Below are 20,972 nucleotides of genomic sequence, written 5' to 3' on the forward strand. Positions count from 1 at the left end.
ACAGACGGGCTTCCATACGCGTATCGCGCCGGAAAGTGTTCAGCTACCCGCTTTTTCGTCAGTTTGCCAGGCCGCTAGGTCGTCGGCTGTATCTACATCGCGCAGCTCCTCCAGCAGGTGCACCTGCAGACCTAGCCGCTCAGCGTCGAGCAATGTGTCGGCCCGAACGGAGTCAGTACTCCACTGCTTGTTCATAAACAGCTCAGGCCATACTTGCTTCATGCCTAGTAGGTAATAGCCGCCATCGGTGGCGGGGCCCAGCACCAGGTCGTGGGTGCGTAAAGCGGCGTAGGCTTCGTGCAGATGGTCGGTCCTGAGGCCAGGGCAATCGGTGCCGATAATAACCACAGCTACTGCTCCTTCGGCGAAGGCGTGCGCAAAAGCCGACTGCATTCGGTGGCCTAGGTCGCCGGCAGGCTGGGGCAGTTGGTGGTAACCCACCCACGGGTCAGACTGGTCGGCGCCTGGGCCGGCTTCGGCCAGCCACAGCCACTTCCGGGCCGGCAGTGCCGCCCCTACGGCCTGGGTGTGGGCCAGCAACTGCCGATATACTTGCAAGGCCCGCTCCTGGCCTACACCAGCGGCCAGCCGAGTTTTTACTCTTCCTAGCTCGGGGTACCGGGCAAAAACTATTAAATCCTCCTGATGAGAGGTGAGTACTGATGGCTGCGCGCTGTTGAGGTCTGCTATCAAAGCGAAAGAATTGGAGTAGTGGCCTACGCCGCTACTATGTAGTTGGAGGGCTATTTGTACGCCGCTTCGCCCCGCTTCAGCCACGGCCGCCACAGTGCTGAGTAAGGATGCACTTTATCCGTGGCGCCAGCTTGATTGTACACGGCGTGCCCTTCATTTACCCACTGAAAAATACCGCCGTAGAGGTTGCTCACATGTTGGAAGCCCAAGCTACGCAGGCGGGCCCCCACTTGCTCACTGCGAGCCCCCACGGTACAATACACTACAACGGGCAGGTTGCGCGGCACATCCTGGAAAGTAGCCGTTTGAAAGGCGTCATAGTTCACGAACCGGGCCCCGCGCAAATGGCTCACCTGGTATTCCTCGGGGCTGCGCGTATCCAGCAGCACTACCCCGTTAGGGTTTTGGCGCAGTGCTTCGGCCAACTGCGCTGGCTGAATGGTTGGTACCGTCTGCTTATACAGCAGACTCAACATACGGTCGTAGGCCGTCATAGAATGACTGTCGGGAGTTTGCGGCGACTGACTGCAGGCACTGGTGCAGGCCACCAGCCACAGCAGTAGCCAGCCCAGCACCCCACGGCGCCAGCTCCAACTTATACTTCTTGCTTGTAGCACGCGCAAGTGGCCTAGGTAGTGGCGCCGCCGCAGCTGGAGCCGGCCCCCGCCGTGCAGCCGTAGCAATGTTGGTTAATGACAATGCTCCGGTCGTTGAGGGCGGCTTCGTTAAAGTCGCGGATGTGTTGGGGCGCGGTAGCTGCCACCGGCAAATCCAGCTGCTGGTTGAAGTCGCAATCGTAGAGCTGCCCGTCCCAGCCAATGCTGAGCGTACTGCGGCACATGACGTTAGCTGCCGCCACGGGGTTGTAGGCCGCAATAAGCTTTTCCATGTAGCTCTCGTAGTTGCCGGTTTCCAGCAAGTACTCCATAAACCTACTCACCGGCAAATTGGTGATGGTGAGCAGGCTATTGAACACAATACCATATTCCCGCCCTAGGCGCTGCTTGAACTCTCGCTCCAAACTGGCCTGGTTGCCTGGCATAAAGGCTCCGGAAGGGTTATACACCAGATCCAACGACAGCCCCGAGCCTTCTACGCCGTAGCCCACTTCATTCAGCATTTTCAGGGCCCTGATGGAGCGCTCAAATACTCCTTCCCCTCGTTGCGCATCGGTACGGCCCGCGGAGAAGTGTGGCAACGATGATACCACCCGCACGCGGTGCTGAGCGAAGAACTCGGGCAGGTCGTGGTACTTCTTGTTAGCTACGATGATGGTAAGGTTGCACCGCACAATCGTCTCCCTGCCTAGGGCCGAAATCTGCTCCACCAGCCACCGAAAATCAGGGTTCATCTCAGGCGCCCCTCCAGTTAAGTCTACCACCGAAATATCCGTTTGCGCCAGTGCAGTTAGGCAGAGCTGCATGGTTTCGCGGGTCATGATTTCAGTGCGGTCGGGGCCAGCATCAACGTGGCAGTGGCGGCAGGTTTGATTGCACATCTTGCCCACGTTGATCTGCATCACGGCTAGGCCACTCGGCCGGAGGGGCAAGAGCCCACTTTCCCGCAATTTGTGCGCAAAAGCAGGCAAGTGCGCCCCAGCAACTTCTGCCTGAGACAAAACAGCAAGCTGGTAGCCGGTATCGGCCAACGGTGCCTGCCGTGCATGAAGTGATTTCATAAATCGCTGATTTACGCTGATTAGGTTAACTACCCTGACCGCTAGGCCAGTTCACGGTGGATAGAGAGTATTTTTGGAAGACCTCAGCAACCCTGAGCACTTCACAAAGCCCTTGCGCGAGCCCACCAGCGTTCTGCTGAAACAGCCGTTGCTCACTGCCCTATTCAGTCGTATCTACTAAAAAAACACGCTGGCAGATTTCCGCGAGCTGAATTAGGAGGGCAACTGAGTGTAGAGTTCTGCCCTACAACACGAAACCCACTCAATTCATCACCCCAGCCAGAAACTTCCGCAGCTTGCATAGCAAGCTGAATAGCAGGCGGCATCTAGGCCTGCTATTCAGCTTAGCTACTCATCTACATGGATAGTTCCTTGGCTTTGTTCATCATCTGCACGCCATGTACTAGCGCGGCCCCACCCTTGATGGCGGCGGCTACGTGCACAGCTTCCATCATCTGAGCCTCATCGGCCCCTTTCTGCAGAGAGTCGGAGGTGTATGCATCAATGCAATAGGGGCACTGCACGGCGTGGGCTACGGCCAAGGCAATCAGGGATTTTTCGCGCTCAGAGAGGGCGCCATCCTTAAATACTTCCGCGTAGTAAGCGAAGAATTTATTGCCCATTTCGGGCTGCCACTCCGTGATGTTGCCAAATTTGGCCAAGTCGGCGGGGTTGTAATACGTGCTTTTTTCCATGACAAGGTGGGTTGCCGGCTATGGCAGTAGATAGGTGAAATTAGAAACCGTAAAGTAGTAGTCAGCACTGAGATGGTATCTGCCGAACCCAAATGCGTACTCGCTCGCCGTTTTCGCTGGTGGTAGGCTCCACCACAATCTGATCGGCTTCGTCGAAATACGTGGCTAGGCCGCGCACAATCCCTACGGCCAAGGCCCCCATTCGTCGCTTCGACATATAATCGATGTACAGCTCAGTGGGTGAAACGCGGGATACTTCTAACACGGGCGGAGCATTTTCGAGGTGCTCACTGCGCACCTGCCGGTGCATCGTGTTTTCCGTGTGCTCAATCATGTCCAGCGTTTTCCACTCGGGCTGTACCAAGCGCTGGTACATGTACATGAGGTCGGGCACTAGGTACTCGCCAAATTTCTCGTGGAGCTGATCGGCGGATAGCCCCGTCATTTCGGCGGCGTGGCCTACGAGCGCATACATGTGCTCATCGGGGTACACGTTCTTATGATCAAAATCGACGGCGGAAAGGTTAGCGACTTCCAATAGCCGAACCCAGGTGCTGTGGTCGTACTGGGTTTGAACGTAGCGTTTTAGTAGTGTAAAGACAGTTCCGTGCACAGAAGCAGAAGTGGGAAGAGTAGAAGGATGGGTGTGGGCTTAACTCCTTCCTTTCAGTACTCGATTCATCAAAAAGAGAAGAGCGAGCCACCCAGGGCAGCTCGCTCTTCTTCTTAACCGTTGAGTGGCCTACATGTTGCCAATCACCGTCATTGTCGTCAGGGTCGGGCTGGCGCTACCACCTAGGGGCTCTACCGTCATGGCGAAGGCCTGGGCACTGGCAATGTCCTTCATCTGCTGAATGCTGTCGCCGGTGGCCGTTGTAGAGGCCAGCACGCCGGCATCCACGGGTTTGCCATTGTCGAGGGCCCACAGCTGATACTGCTTGCCTTCGGGCGGAGCGGGCAGATTGCGCACATCCAGGTACACGGCTTTTGTTTTTGCGTTGTAGTACACGCGAGCCAGGGCATCAGGAGCCTTAGGGGTGCCTTTTAGCTCCACCTGTTGGAAAGCCTCGTTCCGCAGCACGCGCAGCTGCTGGTCGCGTTCATTGAGCGCGGCCTGTTGCGTAGCTGCATAGCGCGACTGTTCCGTTTGTGCTACTTCCAGGTTGGCTTCTGTTTGCTTAAGCCGGTTGTAGAGCAGAAAGTTGCCCAGGGCACTCAGCATCAGTAGCGCCACGGAAGCTGCAATCAGCCACCGCGTACGGCCGCTGCCAGGGTTTTCGAGGGGCATTTGCCGCACTACTGCTTCACCAGAAACCGGTGCCATCGGAGCAACAGGCTCAGGTGCCGACGCTTGCATGACCGGCGCGGCCACTGGCTGCACTGGCGTTTGCTGAATTGCCTGCTGCCAGCCGCCCAGCACCCGCTCCCGCATACCAGCAGGAGGCGTAATGGCATGAGCTTCGGCGTAGAAATCCAGACCGCGGGTTATTTCATCCAGCTCCCGGCGTATTTCCGGGTGCTGGGCCGCCATACGCTCCACTTCGGGGCGCTCGGCCTCGTTCAACACGCCCAAGGCGTATTCCTCGAGAATTCCAGATTCGATGTATTCCTGAATGTTCACGGTTACCGAATCAATTTGGAAAGGACCTTGATAGCCGCTCTGGCACGGGTTTTCACCGTGCCCAGCGGTAAACTGAGTTCTTCTGCCACTTCGCTTTGCGTAAATCCGCCGAAATAAAGCAGGTCGACGATTTGCTGCTGTTCCGGATTCAGCTGGCGGGTCATCTCCTGCAGGCCAATGTGCTCAGGACGGAAGGTGGGTTCCGCGGCCTGGCGCAGCGCTGCACTTTCTTCGATTGGCTGCGTACGACTACCTACGCGGTACTGTCGAGAGCGGATTTTGTCGATAGCTAAATTTCGGCACACATTCATCACCCAAGTGAATAAACGGCCTTTATCAGCATCGTAGGAACCGAAGGAATGCCATATTTTGACCATGGCTTCCTGCAAGACGTCCTCGGCAATCTCCTCTTTCTTCACGATGCGAAAAATCACACCATAGAGGGCGGCCGAGTACTTGTCATAGAAGATGGTCATGGCCGCCTCGTCCCGTTCGCGCAGGCGTTGCACGAGCAGTTCTTCGGTTGCGAGGGCGGCAGACTCTGGTGTAGTAGCAGACACAGGCAGCAACTAAGGGATAGGGAACGGCGTAGGAAAACCGCTCCTATGAATAGGACGAAAGTACACGATTCGCCTTTATTTCAAGCGCAACTGCATAAAAATACGGTAGCGCTTGCACGGCTCAGGTGCTACGCACACTAAGGGAGTGGAGTTGCGAGCCGGGCGCCTGTGCTAACCCCTACGCCCCTTGAGTTGTTTAGCCTCTGCCGGGCTCATCCGTAGCTTCGTCCGCAACCTCTTGTTTATTCCGCATGGCAATTGAGTCGTTTAACCCCTTTACTGGTCGCGTCGAGCGGCGCTTCCGAGCATTTAGCTGGGCCCAAACCGAGCGTATTGTAGGCCAGGCTCACCGGGCCGCGGCCGAATGGCGCACCACTTCCTTTGCCCACCGCAGCCAACTCATGCACCGCGCCGCCGAGCTGCTGCGTGAACGGCAGGATGAGCTGGCTCGCATGATGGCCGTAGAAATGGGCAAACCAATAGTAGATGGCCGGGCTGAAGTGCAGAAATGCGCCCTCACCTGCGACTACTACGCCGACCACGCCGAGGCGTTTCTGGCCGACGAAGAAATCAAGACAGAAGCCCAGCACAGCTTCATCTCCCACGAGCCCATTGGTATTGTGCTGGCCGTGATGCCCTGGAACTTTCCGTTCTGGCAGGTAGTGCGCTTTGCGGCCCCAGCCCTTATGGCTGGCAACGTAGGCCTGCTCAAGCATGCCTCTAACGTGCCCCAATGCGCCCTGGCGCTGGAGAAGATTTTCCATGATGCAGGCTTCCCTCCCGCTACTTTCCGCACGTTGCTGATTGGCTCTGATTTGGTGAGTAAGCTGATTGAAGACGACCGGGTGCGGGCCGTTACCCTTACGGGCTCGGAGCCAGCTGGCGCTCAGGTAGCTGCTACGGCGGGCCGCGAAATCAAGAAGACCGTGCTGGAGCTGGGTGGCTCCGATGCCTTCATTGTGCTGGCCGACGCCGACCTGGAGCTGGCCGCCAAAACCGCCGCTCAGGCCCGCATGATTAACTCCGGGCAAAGCTGCATTGCCGCCAAGCGCTTTATTGTGGAGAAGCCAATTCTGAAGGAGTTCATCTCGAAGATGAAAACCCACCTGCTGGCCTTCCGCCCCGGCGACCCACTAGATGAGGCCACCCAATACGGCCCCCTTGCCCGCCCCGACCTCGCCGATGAGCTTACCCAGCAAGTGGAAGACTCTGTGAAGCAGGGCGCTAAAGTGGAGCTGTTCGGGGGTCAGAGTAAGCCCGGCACCGCCCTCTTCCGGCCAATGATGCTGAGCCAGGTGAAACCCGGACAGCGGGCCTACGAAGAGGAGTTCTTCGGCCCGGTGGCTATTATACTGGAAGCCAAGAACGCCGACGACGCCATCCGGCTAGCCAACGACTCACGGTTTGGCCTGGGTGCCTCCATCTGGACCAAAGACGGCAAGCGCGGTGAAGAGCTGGCACGGCGCATAGAGGCCGGGGCAGTTTTTGTGAACAGCCTAGTAAAATCGGCGCCGGAAATGCCCTTCGGCGGCGTGAAGAAGTCGGGCTATGGGCGCGAGCTTTCCCACCTAGGCATTCGGGAGTTCGTCAATCAGAAATCGGTATGGGTGGCCAAAGAAACCAAGCCCGAAGCCAAGAAGAAAGTAGAATAACTCACGGGTATAAAAGCCTTACGTTAAAGCCGATAATGTGGCGCCTAGCGCTGCGTTATCGGCTTTAGTTGTTTTGTTGCCAGCCCTTGGTCTGCCACATAGCCAAGTAACACGCCAACGGTGTAGCACACCAAGTCGCTCCACAGAAAGCCGTGGCCTAGCACTAAGCTCCCTAGGGTGGTATTACGCGCAGCCTCCAGCCAAGCCGGGTGATACAACTGACTGACCTCAATAAAGAAGGAGAAGCTGATGGCTACCACTGCCCGCCACTTGGCCGGGCAGCTAGGCCACCCCAGCCCTAGAAGCCAGTACACCAGCAGGGCCCAGAGGGTATCACCGGCGTATACAGCCACCCAACCAGGCAGCCAGGCCCCGTAATGGCGGGAGCAGAGGCCTAGGAGCATGGTGCTGATGCTCAGCAACAAATACGTCAGACGAATATTCTTCACTTAGCTCGCTGGTACAGGGCAATATGTGATGGTTCGCAAATTTATCATTTGCTTTGCAATTCAAAGTTCTTTTTACCAAAGTCAAACTTACAGAAAAGCTGAATCTGTGAGGATCTAGGCCACTCCTTTTAGGGTTATCACTACTATGGAATATTTCGTTGCGCAAGGTTCGGTTGTTCGCTCTATCTGGAGCAAGGCGGATGTGGTGCTGTTTATTTTTGCGGGGTCGGCGGCAGAGTTTGCGTTGAACAAGGCCGTAGACTGGCTGTACTTCACGGGCCGCCTGCCCGCTGATCCGCTGGCGCGCCTGTTTTCTACGGTGGAGTACGCCCGTCAGATTGTATTTGCCGAGCGGGCGGGTGCCGAGCGGGCCATTGACACTATTGCGGCCATTCACGGGGCTGTGGAGGCCAAGAGGGGCATGGCCATTCCGGACTGGGCTTACCGCGATGTACTCTACATGCTCATCTCCTATTCTATTCAGGCATTTGAGGTGCTAGAGCGCCGCATGACGGAGGCCGAGAAAGCCGAGGTGTTCGATGTATTCTGCCGGGTAGGCCAGCGCATGGGCATCAGTGGGTTGCCCAATAGTTTTGCGGAGTGGCAGGTGGCCCGCGAGCAGCATCTCAATGAGCACCTGGCTCACAGCAACTTCACCGCCGATTTATATACGCAGTACCGCCGCCACCTGGGGCCGGTACGCTACCGGTTACTTTTGGAAGCGCAGCGGCTAGTGGCGCCAGCCCAGGTGCGGCAGTTGTTGCAGCTAGGCCAGCGCTCCTGGCTGCGGCCGGTACTGCCCGTGTACCGGCGCCTGCAGCACTTGGCGTTCAGCCGCTGGCTCAGAGCGTCGCTGCTGCCTACAGCCTACAAGGCTCAGATCCTAGCCCTTGATGGTGAGCCGGGTGTGCGTTTAGCGGCCTAGGCTTCTGTTCAGTTACAGCCCCGTCGGCCGGGAGAGCTCCGGCCCTGTCTTCGCAAAAAATATTGCGGGAACAGGGCCGGAGCTCTTTGTTTTTTAAGCGCAAGCCTCCAATTCTTTTGCATCTCAGCGGGCTCTTACTGGTGTGTATGTACCGATTTATTGCGTGTGTCTTAAGTGTATTATAGAAGGACTATATGCTTACTGCTAGGATATTTAGCCAGTTTCACGGCTTGCATTTAGGTAATTATTAAGGATACATTAGCACTATTCAAGGCCTATTTATCCTGGGCAGGGTAGGATTTCTGAATACCCTTTCATCTCCCGCTGCTACTTTCTGCTAGGCCAGTCTAAGCCTAAGCGCACTTACATATCCGGGCTAACCTCCTCATTTACCGGCTTCTGCTCCGCATTCCGATCCATTTTCCCTTTCTAACCCCACCCTTATGAAAAGAACCTTCTACAGGTATGTCCAACGAGTTCGGTTGAGTGGCCTAGCGCTGCTGGGCGGCCTTCTAGCAGTTACGCACTTCTCGGCGCAGGCCCAGCAGCAACTAGTTTGGGAAGAGAACTTCAACACAACCAGCATCAACCCCAACACCTGGACGTTTGACGTTGGTGACGGCTGCGCCCAGGGCGTATGCGGCTGGGGCAACAGTGAGCTGGAGACCTACACCAACCGCCCCGAAAACGCCCGCGTGGAGAACGGCCACCTCGTAATTGAAGCCCGGCGGGAGGCGTACCAGGGCCGGCAGTTCACCTCGGCCCGCATGAAAACGCTGGGCCGCGTACAGTTTAAGTACGGCACTTTGGAGGCCCGCATTAAGGTGCCGAACCTACAGAACGGCCTGTGGCCGGCGTTCTGGCTGCTAGGTGCCAGCGGCACCTGGCCCGCCAGCGGAGAAACCGATATTATGGAAATGGGCTCGGCGGCCGCCATTAAAGATGGCGTAATAAACCGGCGCGTAGGCGGGGCTACCCACTGGCAAAACGCTGGGCAACATGCCTCTTACGACCGGTACTACGACAGCCCCACCGACCTCACCAACGATTACCATGTGTACCGCATGACCTGGGACAGCCAGCTCATCCGCATGTTCATCGACGACCACGAATACTATGCTATCGACATCTCCAAGGGCGCAGCTGCCGACCTGGAGGAGTTTCACAAGGCGCAGTACATTCTGCTGAACCTGGCCGTAGGAGGCCAGTACACCGGCATTTACGGCGCCGATGGCATTACGGCACCCTTGCCGGGCCAAATGCAGGTAGACTACATCCGGCTCTACCAGAGCCCCGGCGACGAGCTGTACCTGGGCACCAACAACGGCATTGCGGGCGAGTTCGGCATCTACACCGAGAACCCCGCTATTACCCAGCGCCTGGCCTACGGGCAAGATGCCAACCTCTACATCTGGAACAACCTCGCCAACATCACCTCCCCTACCCCAACTCCTTTTGAAGGGCAGGAAGTGTTGGCCCTGCGCGCCAACCCTGGCGCCTGGTTTGGCATGGGCGTCGATAATCAGGTAAAAAACCTGGTGGCCTTCGATAAGGGCTCGTTGAAGCTCCAGTTCAAGACCTCCTATACTGGGCAGTTTAAGTTCGGGATTAAGTCGGGCGCGGGCGAAAGCTGGGTTGATTTCCCGGCTGGCACCTCGCGCTTTGGCTTGGTGCGCGACGGGCAGTGGCACGAAGTAGTAATTCCGATGTCGGCCTTCAACAACGGCGACTTAGGTTCGGTAACGGCCACGTTCATGTTTGCCGGCGACGCCCCCGGTAGCGCCGCCGATTTCTACTTCGACAACATCTACTACAGCGGCGGCGTGGCTACCAACCCCGCTCCCACCGTCAGCCTAACCTCGCCTACTAATGAGGCGCTGATCACTACACCCGCCAACATTACCCTGACGGCCAACGCCTCCGACGCCAACGGCTCGGTTACAAAGGTGGAGTTTTACAGCGGCTCCACGCTGCTGGGCACTTCTACCACGGCGCCCTACAGCGCCACCTGGAGTAGTGTAGCGCCCGGCACCTACACCCTCACCGCCAAAGCCACCGACAACGAAGGGGTAGTAACCACCTCAGCGCCGATTACGGTATTTGTAGCTGCACCTAACAACACGGCGCCTACGGTGGCAATAACCGCCCCCACGGCCAGCACCAGCTTTACTACGCCGGCTACCATCACAATTGCGGCCAATGCCGCCGATGCCGATGGCTCGGTGTATAAAGTAGAATTCTACAACGGTCAGACCCTGCTGGGCACCGACTACAGCAGCCCGTACACCTACAGCTGGAGCGGAGTAACGGCTGGCACTTACACGCTTACGGCCAAGGTGACGGACAATGGCAAGCTCGTGACTACCTCAGCGCCAGTTACCATTACGGTGAAGAGCAACGTTATTGCGGGCCCGAACTTTGGGGTATACACCGAAAACGCCCAAGTAACGGAGAAGCTGGTGTTTGGGCAGGATGCTGATCTGTACATCTGGAACAACCTCAGCAACATTCCTTCTCCCACGCCCTACGAAGGCTCCGATGTACTGGCCCTGCGCGCCGGTGCCGGCAACTGGTTTGGAATGGGCGTGGCCAACAGCGTTAAGAACCTGGCGGCTTTCTCGAACGGCTCGTTGAAATTCCACTTCAAAACCACCTATGCCGGGCAGTTTAAAATAGGCGTGAAGAGCGGCACTGAGGGCTGGGTTGATTTCGCGCCTGGTGCCACGCAGTACGGGCTAGTGCGAGATGGGCAGTGGCATGAGGTTATCATTCCGCTCAAAGCCTTCGGCAACCTCGACTGGACAGCCCTAGAGCAAGCCTTTATGTTTGCGGGTGATGCCGCTGGCCCCCAGGCCGACTTCTACTTCGACAACATTTACTACAACTCGGCACCGGTTACGCTGCCCCCGGTTACGTACTGCGCCACCGCTGCCAGCGGCGACTATAGCTACGCGGCCACTACGGTGGGTAATAACGTCAACTTCGTGTTTCACCCTCTGGGTGCCACGGCGGGCGGCAACCTGGCTATCATTTACGTGAATGGCCCCGGCTATGGCATGACGAAAAACTCGGTGGGTGACTTCACCTTCTCGCTTCCTAACCAAACGGCTGGTCAGGCCCTGAACTTCTACTTCACCTATCAGGTAGGAGCCGGCGGCGGTGAGAAAAACTCGTCCGCCACGCCCCACACGTATACCGCTGGCTCCGTGTGCAGCGATGCTCCAGCGCCCAGCGCCCCAACCGTCAGCCTGACCTCGCCAACAGCTTCCGCTACATTTGCTGCGCCCGCTACCATTACCCTCACGGCCAACGCCGCCGATGCTGATGGCACCATCAGCAAGGTGGAGTTCTACCAAGGCACTACTCTGCTCGGCACGGCTACCACCGCTCCGTACAGCTTCTCGTGGAGCAATGTAGCAGCAGGTAGCTACTCGCTCACGGCCAAAGCCTTCGACAACAGTGGCCTAGCCACCACTTCGGCCCCGGTAGCCGTGACCGTAACGGGCACCACGCCCGGCGGTGATACGGGCGGCTACTGTGGCACGGCGGCCAATGGTGACTTCAGCTGGAAAGCCAGCACCACCGGCACCGATGTGGCCTTTACCTTCCACCCACTAGGCGCCACGGCGGGCGGCAACTTAGCTATCCTGTACATCAACGGGGGCGGCTACGGCATGACCAAGAACTCCGCAGGCGACTTTACCTACACGGCCCGCGGACAGGCCGCCGGCTCTGTGCTCAGCCTCTACTTCACGTATCAGGTGGGCCCCAATGGGTTTGAGCGCAATACGGCAGATGCCAAAGTCACCTACACGGTAGGCACTTCCTGCGCGGCAGCACCCGCCAACACGCCGCCTACCGTCAGCCTGACCTCACCGTCGGCTACCACGTTTGCCGCGCCGGCCAGCATTACGCTTACGGCTTTGGCCGCTGATGCCGATGGCAGCATTGCTAAGGTAGAGTTCTACCAGGGCACTACCCTGCTGGGCTCGGCTACTGCGGCGCCCTACAGCTTCCAGTGGAATAACGTGCCTGTGGGCAGCTACGCCCTCACGGCAAAAGCTACTGACAACGGTGGCCTAGCTACTACCTCGGCGCCCGTGAACATTACGGTGGCCTACGCCGATGAAGATGGCGACGGATACCCCGCCAACGAGGACTGCGACGACCATAATCCCGCCGTGCACCCTGGCCTAGTGTTCTATGCCGATGCCGATGGTGATGGGTTTGGCAACAGCTCGGCAGCAACCGTTACAGCCTGCTTAACGCCAGCTGGCTACGTGCTGAAAGGCGGCGACTGCAACGACCAAGATGCCAGCATCAACCCTGCTGCGAAGGACGTGTGCGGCCAAGACCGCAACTGCGACGGCAAGCTCGACCTGCCCGCCCAAGCCGCTCCGACTATTGCCGTGAAGCCGGCCTCCACAGTATACACTGGCGGCAATGCCCAGACCATTTACCTGGGTTATGGCCCGCAGAGCGTGACCCTGACGGCTACAGCCACGGGCGCCGCTTCTTATAGCTGGAGCCCCGCTACTGGCCTAGGGGCCACCGCTGGAGCCAGCACTGTGTTTGCCCCTAAAACTGCCGGCAGCTACCAGCTGCAGGTTACGGCCAAAAACGCGGAGGGCTGCACGGCTGCGGCTTCCGTCACCATCACGGTTATCGACGTCCGCGCTGGCAAGAAGGGCGACAAAGTAATGATTTGCCACAATGGCAATTCCGTTGAGATTTCCGCGTCTGATGTCGCCGAGCGTTTGAAGAAGGGCGCCGTGCTGGGCAGCTGCACCCCATCGGTTAGCACAGTGGCTGAGTCTAGTGCGTACCTGGCTGGTCAGTCTACTGACTTGCAGGCTGCTGAAGTTACGCTCTACCCCAACCCTGCCCAGGATCATACCCGCCTGGAAATTGCGCTGGCCCAGGATGGAGCTTACACCCTGAGCATCTACGACCTGAAGGGTACCCTGGTGAAGCAAGTCAGTGCCGGACAAGGCAGCCGCAGCCAGCGCCTGACCTTCGACCTGAACGCCGGCGAGTTTGCCGACGGCATCTACCTCGTGCGCCTGGTGACAAGCAAGGAAGTTCAGACCAAGCGACTTTCCATCCGCCACTAGGCCAGTACCTACGAGGTCTTAGCAACAAAATGCCCCAGCCGATTGACTGGGGCTTTTTGTTGTTAATAAGCTATGGAGGAAAGTAAAGAGGCGGTTATGTCGAGCTTACCGAGACATCTCGCGTGCTGACGTTGCCAGATTACATCCGCACGTCATCCTGCGCAGCACGAAGGATGACGTGCCAGGAAAAGCCTTTGTTACACTACACGAGCCGCTAGGCCACTTCGCCGCTTACCAGCTCCGGCGTTTGCTGCTGTTTACCTTTTAGCTCAGCCAGAATCTCGTAGGAGCGCAAGCGGGCGGCGGGCTCGTAGATGTGCGATACAACCATCAGCTCTTTTACCTGGGTTTTCGCCACGAATTCTTCGAGCTGACGAGCTATTTTCTCGGGGCCACCGATGAATACGTAGGTCATCATCTGACGCACAGCGGCTTCTTCCATGTCGCTCCAACGGCCGTTCATGGTATCTACGGGCGGCTGCAGAGGTGCGGAAGTACCGCGGATAATGCCCAGCGCGAAGGTGTAAAACGAGGTGGCTAAGCGCTCCGCCTCCGCGTCGGTATCGGCAGCTATTACGTTTACGCAGGCCATGGCGTACGGCTCCGTCAGGTGCTCAGATGGGCGGAAGCTGCTCCGGTACAGGCGCAGGGCTTCGTGCAGGTAAGTGGGCGCAAAGTGGCTGGCGAAGGCAAACGGCAGGCCTAGCATACCAGCCAGTTGGGCGCTGTAGGTGCTGGAGCCCAGCAGCCAGATGGGAATATCCAGCCCCTCGGCGGGCACGGCCCGCACGCGACCAGTGCGGTTTTCGGCGGAGAGGTAGAGCTGCAGCTCCTGCACGTTTTCGGGAAAGTCGTTGGCCGACCCGCGGGCGTCGCGGCGCAGGGCCATGGCCGTTACCTGGTCGGTGCCGGGGGCGCGGCCCAGGCCCAGGTCGATGCGGCCGGGGTAGAGCGTGGCCAGAGTCCCGAACTGCTCGGCAATAACCAGCGGGGCGTGATTGGGCAGCATAATACCGCCCGAGCCCACCCGAATGCGGTTGGTACCACCGGCAATGTGCCCGATCAGGATAGACGTAGCCGAGCTGGCAATGCTGGCCATGTTGTGGTGCTCAGCCAGCCAGAACCGCTGGAAGCCCCATTCCTCTACCCGGCGGGCCAGCTCCAGGCTATTGTGAAACGTATCGGCGGGGGTGTGGCCGGCCAGAATGGGGGCCAGATCCAGTACGGAGAAGGGAATATTAGCGAGTGACGGAGTGGTCATGTTCGTAAGCTTCAAAAGATAGAAAGCCGCTCCCCTAGGCCTGGTCACTGGCAAGCAGTTATTGTCCGGCAGGTCATGCAGAAGCAGATGTTGGTAAACCAGTGCCTACTCTGAAAGGTTTATGTCGGGCCCGCTACCCACAGACTGGCAGCGGGTAGTTGCCCCACTCCTTCCAACTACTACGCTTTGCCAACCGACTTTCTATCCGGCACGAAAGCCCTAATTACCGGCGGCTCCAGCGGCTTGGGTTTCGCCATGGCCCAAGCCTTGGCCGATGCTGGCGCCGCGGTGCTCATCACGGGCCGCAGCTCGGCCACGCTCAACGACGCGCTTGCTCGCCTAGGCCACCCGGCTGACCGGGTGCAAGCCCTTACCATGGATGTACGCGACGAAAACTCCATTGCCGAGGCCTTGCAGTGGGTGCAGGCCAACTGGGGTGGCCTAGACCTGCTGGTAAACAACGCCGGCATTGGGATGCGCACCGTCAACCCCGAGTTTATGACGGCTCCCCAGCCCTTTTACAAGGTCAGTGCCGCTGGCTTCCGCGACCTTATCGACACCAACCTGACGGGGTATTTTTTGGTGGCCAAGGCCTTTGCGCCCCTGCTGGTGGCGCAGGGGCACGGCAAAATCGTGAACATCTCCATGAATCACGAGACCATGAAGCGCCAGGGCTTCATTCCCTACGGCCCATCCCGCGCCGGGGCTGAGTCGCTTTCCCTGATTATGGCCGAAGACCTGCGCGAGCATAACATCAACGTGAACATGCTGCTGCCCGGGGGCGCCACCGAAACCGGCATGATACCCGAGGAGCAGCGCGCGGCATTGCCCAGCCACTTTTCCCTGCTCAGCCCCTCTATTATGGCCCGCCCCATTGTGTTTTTGGCCTCCGAAGCCAGCAACGGCATCACGGGCCAGCGCATTGTGGCCACGGAGTTTGACGCCTGGCTCACTCAGCAGCAGGCCTAGAACAGCGTACTGTCATGTATATTGTCGGGCCGAGTAGCGCGAGGCAGGTGAAGGCATTACCTACCCCGGCATTCTCTCGCTCTTCGGCTTGCACGCTCTCCTCACTCTTCCTTTCCATGCAGAACTCTTTCTTTAACCGCGGTTTCCAGCGCAAGCGGCCCGCCCCTACTGGCCACGTACTGCCGCCGGGCCAGTACGAAACCAAGGATTTCCCGGTGCTGAGCGCCGGCCCCACCCCCCAGATCAACCCCGCGCAGTGGTCGTTCGGGCTCGATGGCCTGGTGCAAACTCCCCAGCAGTGGAGCTGGCAGGAGTTCAATAACCTCCCCCAGCAAGACTTCACGGTGGATATTCATTGCGTAACGCAGTGGTCGAAGTTCGGTACGGGGTGGCAGGGCGTGAGCCTCGATACGCTGCTGGATGCCGCCCAGCCCACCACCGAGGCCCGCTACGTAATGGCCCACTGCTACGGCGGCTACACCACCAACCTCCCGCTAGCCGACCTGCGCGGCGGCAAAGCCTTCATTGGGCTGCTGTACGATGGTAAACCGCTGGCTCCAGAGCACGGCGGCCCCGCCCGCCTGGTAGTGCCCCACCTCTACTTCTGGAAAAGTGCTAAATGGATTCAGCGTCTGGAGCTGCTCTCGGAAGACGCACCGGGCTTCTGGGAGCGGGCCGGCTACAGTATGTATGGTGACCCATGGAAGGAGCAGCGCTACCTGGATGACGACGAATACCTGGCTGCCAAAGCCAATGAATAGTCTCGATTGGCAACTGGGCACTGTGGTGCAAGTAACGCCCGAAACGCCCCACGCAAAAACCTTTACGCTACGCTTGCCCCACTGGCAGCCCCACCGGGCGGGCCAGCACTACACCCTTCGCCTCACTGCCCCCGATGGCTACCAGGCGCAGCGCAGCTACTCCATTGCCTCGCCCCCGGAGCAAACTGGCGAGGTAGCCTTCACTATTGAGCTGATTGAGGAAGGCGAAGTATCGGGCTATCTGTTTGAGGGCGTGCTGCCCGGCGACCAGCTGGAAGTACGCGGCCCCATTGGCGGCTACTTTGTGTGGGAAGCCACGCCCCAAGCTGGGCCGCTGCTGCTCGTGGCGGGCGGCTCGGGCATTGTGCCTCTCATGTGCATGCTTCGCCACCGACAGCGCAGTGGCATACATAACCCCACAGCACTGCTCTACAGCGTCCGGACTCCGGAGGAAGTGATTTATGCGCAGGAACTGAGGGATATGGCGCAGGCTGATCCGTTGTTTTACCTGCAACTGGCCTATACCCGGCAGGCTCCCGTTGGGTGGACGGGGTATCATCGGCGGGTTGATGAAGCCATGCTCCAAGAGGCGCTAGGCCTCCTGCCCTCAGCGCCGCAATGCTTCATTTGCGGGCCAACTGGCCTGGTAGAAAGCGCCGCGAATATTTTAGCAGAACAACTCCAGCTTCCGGCGTCAGCTATTCATACTGAGCGCTTTGGGCCTTCCGGCTCCTGACTGCGCTACCCCGCAGTAGCAACCGTAAACTTCGGCAGCTGCCCCCTAAAATAATTTCCCACTGCGCAAAACCATGTACCTACTTACATTCGTATTAGCTCGTGTCCTGAATACTACCAACACCTATGCAGCCACAGTGCCCCACAAAACCAACCCTGCCTTCGCCTATTAGGCGGGCCCTCGAGCTAGACCGCTACATGCACCAACTCCTGCAGCACCAGGCTAAGCAATTAGCAGGCACGCCAGGCTGGCCATTGCAGGCCTCGTGCGTATATGAGCAGCTCCTCCAACAGATTGAGGAAGACTTGCAAGGGTAGTTAACCCAATACCTGAGCAATAGTACTGAAAGCCGGTCTCGCTGACTGGCTTTTTTATTTTACATAGCCCAATAGTTTATACACCCCATAGCCTACCATTTCATGCACCAGAATACTCCACAGGCGCGGGGCGTCGTCGTTGGGGATGAGCCAGTAGGTGAGCGTGGGGCGGCGGTCAGTGGAGTAGTACGAGGCCGGAAAAACCACCGGCTCTAGGCCTACCTGGCGAAAGCAGCCCATGGCCCGGCGCTCGTGAAAAGCCGAAGTAATCAGCACCAACGACTTGATTTCGGGGTGTTGGGCGAGCAAGGACTTGGTGTTGAGCGCGTTTTCGTGGGTGTTACGGCTCTTAGTTTCCAGCAGAATATCCTGGGCGGGTACGCCGGCCAAGCGCAGCAGAATACGCAGCTCCTCAGCTTCGGAGCGCGCCACCTTGGTGTTAATAGCTCCTGAGCCCCCTGAAATAATGATTTTGCGAATCCGCTTGGCCCGGTATAGCCATAGGGTGTGCAGAAGGCGGTCGGCGCCTTGGTTCACGTACACCCTATCGTGTGGCGACTTCGTGACGCTGGTAATGCCCGTCAGCAGCACGCCTGCATCGCGGTGGCCTAGCTCTGACAGCGGCTTGGGTGGCACTTCCCAGGCCAGCAGCGCCTCATTAACGAGGGCGCTATTGGTGAAAATAAGCGCCAGCACAGTGGTAAGGGCCAGCAGCCGGAGGCACCACTTTGTGCGCCGCAGCACGAGAGCCAGCAAGAGCAGCCCCACGAACCACAGCATCGGCGACAACAAAAAATCCAGGATTTTAGACAGCACAAAGAACATGGCACAAAGCTACTAGGAAGCGTTGTGCCAATCCTGCCAATGTCGCAGTGAGCCTGAATTTGTTGCGCCGCCCAACAGCTAAGGCCATAGCAGGCAAGCATAAAAGGCCCTACATCATAAGCCTGAGTGGCCTACAAAAGATTTGCACTCACGGACTAGGATCTTTTACCGCTACTTAACCGGGCCACTACGTGTGGCTAGCTACACAGCAAAACCCGGGTAACCTGGAAGGCTACGAACGCAATTAGGTCCTTGTGGAGGCGGAATCGCACAAACTACCTTTCTGCTTTAGGTAGTTGGGGTGGCTTCATCAGTGCAGGACTGCAGATTCTCCAGCATGGCCAGCACTTCCTGCTCCGTTTTTAGGGTATCACACTCGATGATTCTGCCGCGACAGTAGGCCACAAAAAAGGGAGCTATCCGCTCGTTCATCAGCTTTTTAGCTACTGGGTTCTCGTCAGAGTCGAGCCGCAGGAAGGTGGTGCGAAAGCGAGGGTCGCCGGCAAATTTCTCAAATGGCGGGGCCAATAGCTCACAGATGGCACAGTTGGCTGAGGTGAACTTGGCAATAACCCGAGGGAAGTCGTGAATGAGGGTGCGTAGGCCAGTATCGTTGGTGTCAATAACTTTCATAAGCGTGCAAAAGAGCAAGCAAAGCAGGAAATGTGGAGGCTCCCCCTACATTCGGGAGAAACGAAGAAAAGTTCTTCCGCAGACACAAAAACGGCCCCGGATAATTCCTACCGGGGCCGTAATTTCTGTAACTACTCACTATCTACCTGAGCCTCACTACTTGGCCAGCATCATCTGCCGGATGTATTTCACGGGGGCGCTACCGTAGCTTAGGAACTGCTCATTGAAGGCTTTGAGGTCGAACTTGCCTCCTTGCTGCTTCTTACGTTCCTCGCGTAGGTCATAGATGGCGGTGTAGCCGGTGAAGTAGCTGCTGAGCTGCACCTGGCTGAGGGTAGCGCGGCGCCACTTATTGCGAGCTTCGGCCTCTTCCTGGAACCCATCGCGCAGCAGCATTGCCACCGCGGCCTGCTCCGAGATGTTATTGACGTGCACCTCGTGGTCGAGGATGGTGTTCAGCGTCACGCGCATGTTCCACTTATCCCAGGCCAGCCAAATTTCGTCGGTGTTGCCGCCGTAGCCGCTCTCCAGCATCATGCGCTCGGCGTACACGGCCCAGCCCTCAATCATGGCCCCGTTGCCGAAGATGGCTTTCACCAGGGAAGGGCTGCGGTTGGCGTACACCAGCTGGGTGTAGTGGCCCGGAATGGCCTCGTGAATGTTCAGGATCTGGAGGGTGTACTGGTTGTACTCGCGCAGGTAGCTCTCGGCCTGGGCGGCGGGCTGGCCAGTTAGGGGCTCCACATTATAGTAGGTATCGGCAGCCTTATCATACGGGCCGGGCGCCGAAACGCTGGCCCCGGCGCCGCTGCCGCGCATGTATAGCGGCGTTTCGCGGACTACCAGGGGCTTGGTGGGGTCTTGGGTCAGCAGCTTGTGGTCGTTCACCCACTTCACCAGTGTGGGTATCTGGTCTTTCACGGCTTGCACAAAGTCCGCTTGCGTGGCGTGCTTATCTGAGAGTTTGGTGAGTACCTGCTTAATCAGCTGCACCGAGTCCGTGGGCTGGGGCTGGCCGGGGTAGTACTTGGGCCACAGGCGCGCGGCGCGCTTGCCCATGTCGTGGAGCAGCTCTTGCTTGTGCTGCAGCGCCTTCTGGTACACCTGCTCGGCCGAGTAGCTCGACTGAATATCGAGCGCAAACTTCCGGTCGAAGAGGGGCTTGCCCAGGCGGAAGGAGCGAAACTTGCCAGCCGGCAGCACTTCCTGCTGCAGGAAGCGCACGTAGTTCTCCATCACGAGGCGAGTGGTGGCAATGCGGCCGGTGAAGTCCTTCTTCTCCTGCGCCGAGAGCCCCGATTTTGCAATGGAATCTTGCAGAGCCTTGCCAAACACCTCTAGGCCACCCTGGTTTTGCTGAATGGCAAGGTTTGTATGCTCGCGGGTGGGTTGTTTAATGTTGGCTTTGGCAGCCTCGTAGTAGTCGGCGGCGCGGCTGATTTTGTTGCTGATGGAGCGCAGGCGACGGTCGAGGGGCTGGTAGCGGCCATTCAGTATTTCAGCCACCGAGCCACCCAGGTTATAGCTGGCGGGGTTCCACTGCCAGTCGCGCAGGGTATCGGCGTAGAAGCGCGCCGACTGCAGGTAATTTTCCAGCAGATGATAGTCGGTTTGGTTATTTACCGACAGGTCTTCGGGCTTGAAGATTTCCATCTCCTTCCAGCGGCGGGCAATGGCGGCGGCCTCCGTTTGCCGGCGGCCCGCCGTGGGCACTACCAATAAGGAATCGTAGCGGTGGTAGCCCTGGGAGCTGGCCCACTCGGGGTTGTAATACCACAGCGAGTCAATGAATCGCTGCTTATAGCGGTCAAAATCAGCGTTTACTGTTTCGGGGGTACCGGAGGTGGGTTTGTTATTGGAGTTGCAGGCACTGAAGGCGGCTAGGCCACTTAAGCCGGCCGCCAGCAGCAGCTGAGAGGGGTAGAATTTCTGCATACAGAATGGTAGAAGCGGAATAGAAGCGCCAAGGTAGCGGACAAGGACGTGGATTGACACCGGGCGTTGCGGCAAGCCGTAGGAATATATGATGCCCACGCATGGGAGTTCTATTGCGTAAAGTGTACGTTTACATACTGCCTTATCA

General features: G+C 58.2%; 18 protein-coding genes. 6 read left to right on the top strand and 12 right to left on the bottom strand.

Annotated elements, in window-relative coordinates; all coding sequences use genetic code 11:
* Positions 1 to 39: 39 nt before the first annotated feature.
* The 7 genes from EU557_RS12560 to EU557_RS12590 all read right to left on the bottom strand — a co-directional run bounded on the left by EU557_RS12560 (position 40) and on the right by EU557_RS12590 (position 5,247).
* The gene (locus EU557_RS12560) at positions 40 to 693 is read right to left on the bottom strand and encodes a TIGR04282 family arsenosugar biosynthesis glycosyltransferase (protein WP_245326248.1); all 654 of its coding nucleotides are present in this window, start codon (positions 691 to 693) and stop codon (positions 40 to 42) included.
* A 50-nt stretch (positions 694 to 743) separates the two neighbouring features.
* Positions 744 to 1,310: a rhodanese-like domain-containing protein gene (locus EU557_RS12565; protein WP_245326249.1), complete on the bottom strand. Its 567-nt coding sequence runs from the start codon at positions 1,308 to 1,310 to the stop codon at positions 744 to 746.
* 11 nt (positions 1,311 to 1,321) lie between these two features.
* A complete protein-coding gene (gene arsS / locus EU557_RS12570; RefSeq protein WP_135530797.1) occupies positions 1,322 to 2,371 on the bottom strand; it encodes an arsenosugar biosynthesis radical SAM (seleno)protein ArsS in 1,050 nt (349 codons plus the stop codon).
* A gap of 356 nt (positions 2,372 to 2,727) precedes the next feature.
* Complete coding sequence (locus EU557_RS12575; protein ID WP_044017893.1) at positions 2,728 to 3,066, bottom strand: arsenosugar biosynthesis-associated peroxidase-like protein; 339 nt, start codon at positions 3,064 to 3,066, stop codon at positions 2,728 to 2,730.
* A gap of 61 nt (positions 3,067 to 3,127) precedes the next feature.
* Positions 3,128 to 3,679 (bottom strand): heme NO-binding domain-containing protein, encoded by a 552-nt coding sequence (locus tag EU557_RS12580; RefSeq protein WP_135530798.1) that lies wholly within the window; start codon positions 3,677 to 3,679, stop codon positions 3,128 to 3,130.
* 129 nt (positions 3,680 to 3,808) lie between these two features.
* Entirely contained in the window at positions 3,809 to 4,687 is an 879-nt protein-coding gene (locus EU557_RS12585; protein ID WP_135530799.1) for an anti-sigma factor, read from the bottom strand.
* 2 nt (positions 4,688 to 4,689) lie between these two features.
* Positions 4,690 to 5,247 carry an RNA polymerase sigma factor gene (locus EU557_RS12590; protein ID WP_245326250.1) on the bottom strand — a complete coding sequence of 186 codons (558 nt, stop codon included), beginning with the start codon at positions 5,245 to 5,247 and terminating at the stop codon, positions 4,690 to 4,692.
* A gap of 251 nt (positions 5,248 to 5,498) precedes the next feature.
* Here EU557_RS12590 and EU557_RS12595 point away from each other — a divergent pair, with 251 nt between their 5' ends.
* The gene (locus EU557_RS12595; RefSeq protein WP_135530801.1) at positions 5,499 to 6,899 is read left to right on the top strand and encodes an NAD-dependent succinate-semialdehyde dehydrogenase; all 1,401 of its coding nucleotides are present in this window, start codon (positions 5,499 to 5,501) and stop codon (positions 6,897 to 6,899) included.
* 44 nt (positions 6,900 to 6,943) lie between these two features.
* Here EU557_RS12595 and EU557_RS12600 read toward each other — a convergent pair whose 3' ends face one another.
* Positions 6,944 to 7,348: a ribosomal maturation YjgA family protein gene (locus tag EU557_RS12600; RefSeq protein WP_245326251.1), complete on the bottom strand. Its 405-nt coding sequence runs from the start codon at positions 7,346 to 7,348 to the stop codon at positions 6,944 to 6,946.
* Positions 7,349 to 7,493: 145 nt separating this feature from the next.
* On the opposite strand from EU557_RS12600, the gene EU557_RS12605 reads away from it, so the two are divergent.
* Together EU557_RS12605 and EU557_RS12610 are read left to right on the top strand one after the other, a co-directional pair.
* Positions 7,494 to 8,273 (top strand): oxygenase MpaB family protein, encoded by a 780-nt coding sequence (locus tag EU557_RS12605; RefSeq protein ID WP_135530802.1) that lies wholly within the window; start codon positions 7,494 to 7,496, stop codon positions 8,271 to 8,273.
* 443 nt (positions 8,274 to 8,716) lie between these two features.
* Positions 8,717 to 13,387 carry an Ig-like domain-containing protein gene (locus tag EU557_RS12610; protein WP_135530803.1) on the top strand — a complete coding sequence of 1,557 codons (4,671 nt, stop codon included), beginning with the start codon at positions 8,717 to 8,719 and terminating at the stop codon, positions 13,385 to 13,387.
* Positions 13,388 to 13,601: 214 nt separating this feature from the next.
* Here the strand turns inward: EU557_RS12610 and EU557_RS12615 are convergent, their stop codons facing one another.
* Positions 13,602 to 14,648: an LLM class flavin-dependent oxidoreductase gene (locus EU557_RS12615; RefSeq protein WP_135530804.1), complete on the bottom strand. Its 1,047-nt coding sequence runs from the start codon at positions 14,646 to 14,648 to the stop codon at positions 13,602 to 13,604.
* A gap of 186 nt (positions 14,649 to 14,834) precedes the next feature.
* Here EU557_RS12615 and EU557_RS12620 point away from each other — a divergent pair, with 186 nt between their 5' ends.
* The 3 genes from EU557_RS12620 (at position 14,835) to EU557_RS12630 (ending at position 17,114) form a co-directional block, all read left to right on the top strand.
* Positions 14,835 to 15,617 carry an SDR family NAD(P)-dependent oxidoreductase gene (locus tag EU557_RS12620; protein ID WP_135530805.1) on the top strand — a complete coding sequence of 261 codons (783 nt, stop codon included), beginning with the start codon at positions 14,835 to 14,837 and terminating at the stop codon, positions 15,615 to 15,617.
* Between the two features lie 116 nt (positions 15,618 to 15,733).
* Positions 15,734 to 16,378 carry a sulfite oxidase-like oxidoreductase gene (locus tag EU557_RS12625; protein WP_135530806.1) on the top strand — a complete coding sequence of 215 codons (645 nt, stop codon included), beginning with the start codon at positions 15,734 to 15,736 and terminating at the stop codon, positions 16,376 to 16,378.
* Positions 16,371 to 17,114: a ferredoxin reductase gene (locus EU557_RS12630; protein ID WP_135530807.1), complete on the top strand. Its 744-nt coding sequence runs from the start codon at positions 16,371 to 16,373 to the stop codon at positions 17,112 to 17,114. The genes EU557_RS12625 and EU557_RS12630 overlap by 8 nt, the downstream gene beginning before the upstream one ends.
* Positions 17,115 to 17,485: 371 nt before the next feature.
* On the opposite strand, the gene EU557_RS12635 is transcribed toward EU557_RS12630, so the two are convergent.
* The 3 genes from EU557_RS12635 to EU557_RS12645 form a co-directional block, all read right to left on the bottom strand.
* The gene (locus EU557_RS12635; RefSeq protein ID WP_135530808.1) at positions 17,486 to 18,256 is read right to left on the bottom strand and encodes a YdcF family protein; all 771 of its coding nucleotides are present in this window, start codon (positions 18,254 to 18,256) and stop codon (positions 17,486 to 17,488) included.
* 288 nt (positions 18,257 to 18,544) lie between these two features.
* Entirely contained in the window at positions 18,545 to 18,889 is a 345-nt protein-coding gene (locus EU557_RS12640; RefSeq protein ID WP_135530809.1) for a thioredoxin family protein, read from the bottom strand.
* 156 nt (positions 18,890 to 19,045) lie between these two features.
* Entirely contained in the window at positions 19,046 to 20,824 is a 1,779-nt protein-coding gene (locus EU557_RS12645) for a DUF885 domain-containing protein (RefSeq protein WP_135530810.1), read from the bottom strand.
* Between the last annotated feature and the right edge of the window lie 148 nt (positions 20,825 to 20,972).

It is taken from the genome of Hymenobacter wooponensis, assembly GCF_004745865.1.
GTDB classification, from domain to species: Bacteria; Bacteroidota; Bacteroidia; order Cytophagales; family Hymenobacteraceae; genus Hymenobacter; species Hymenobacter wooponensis.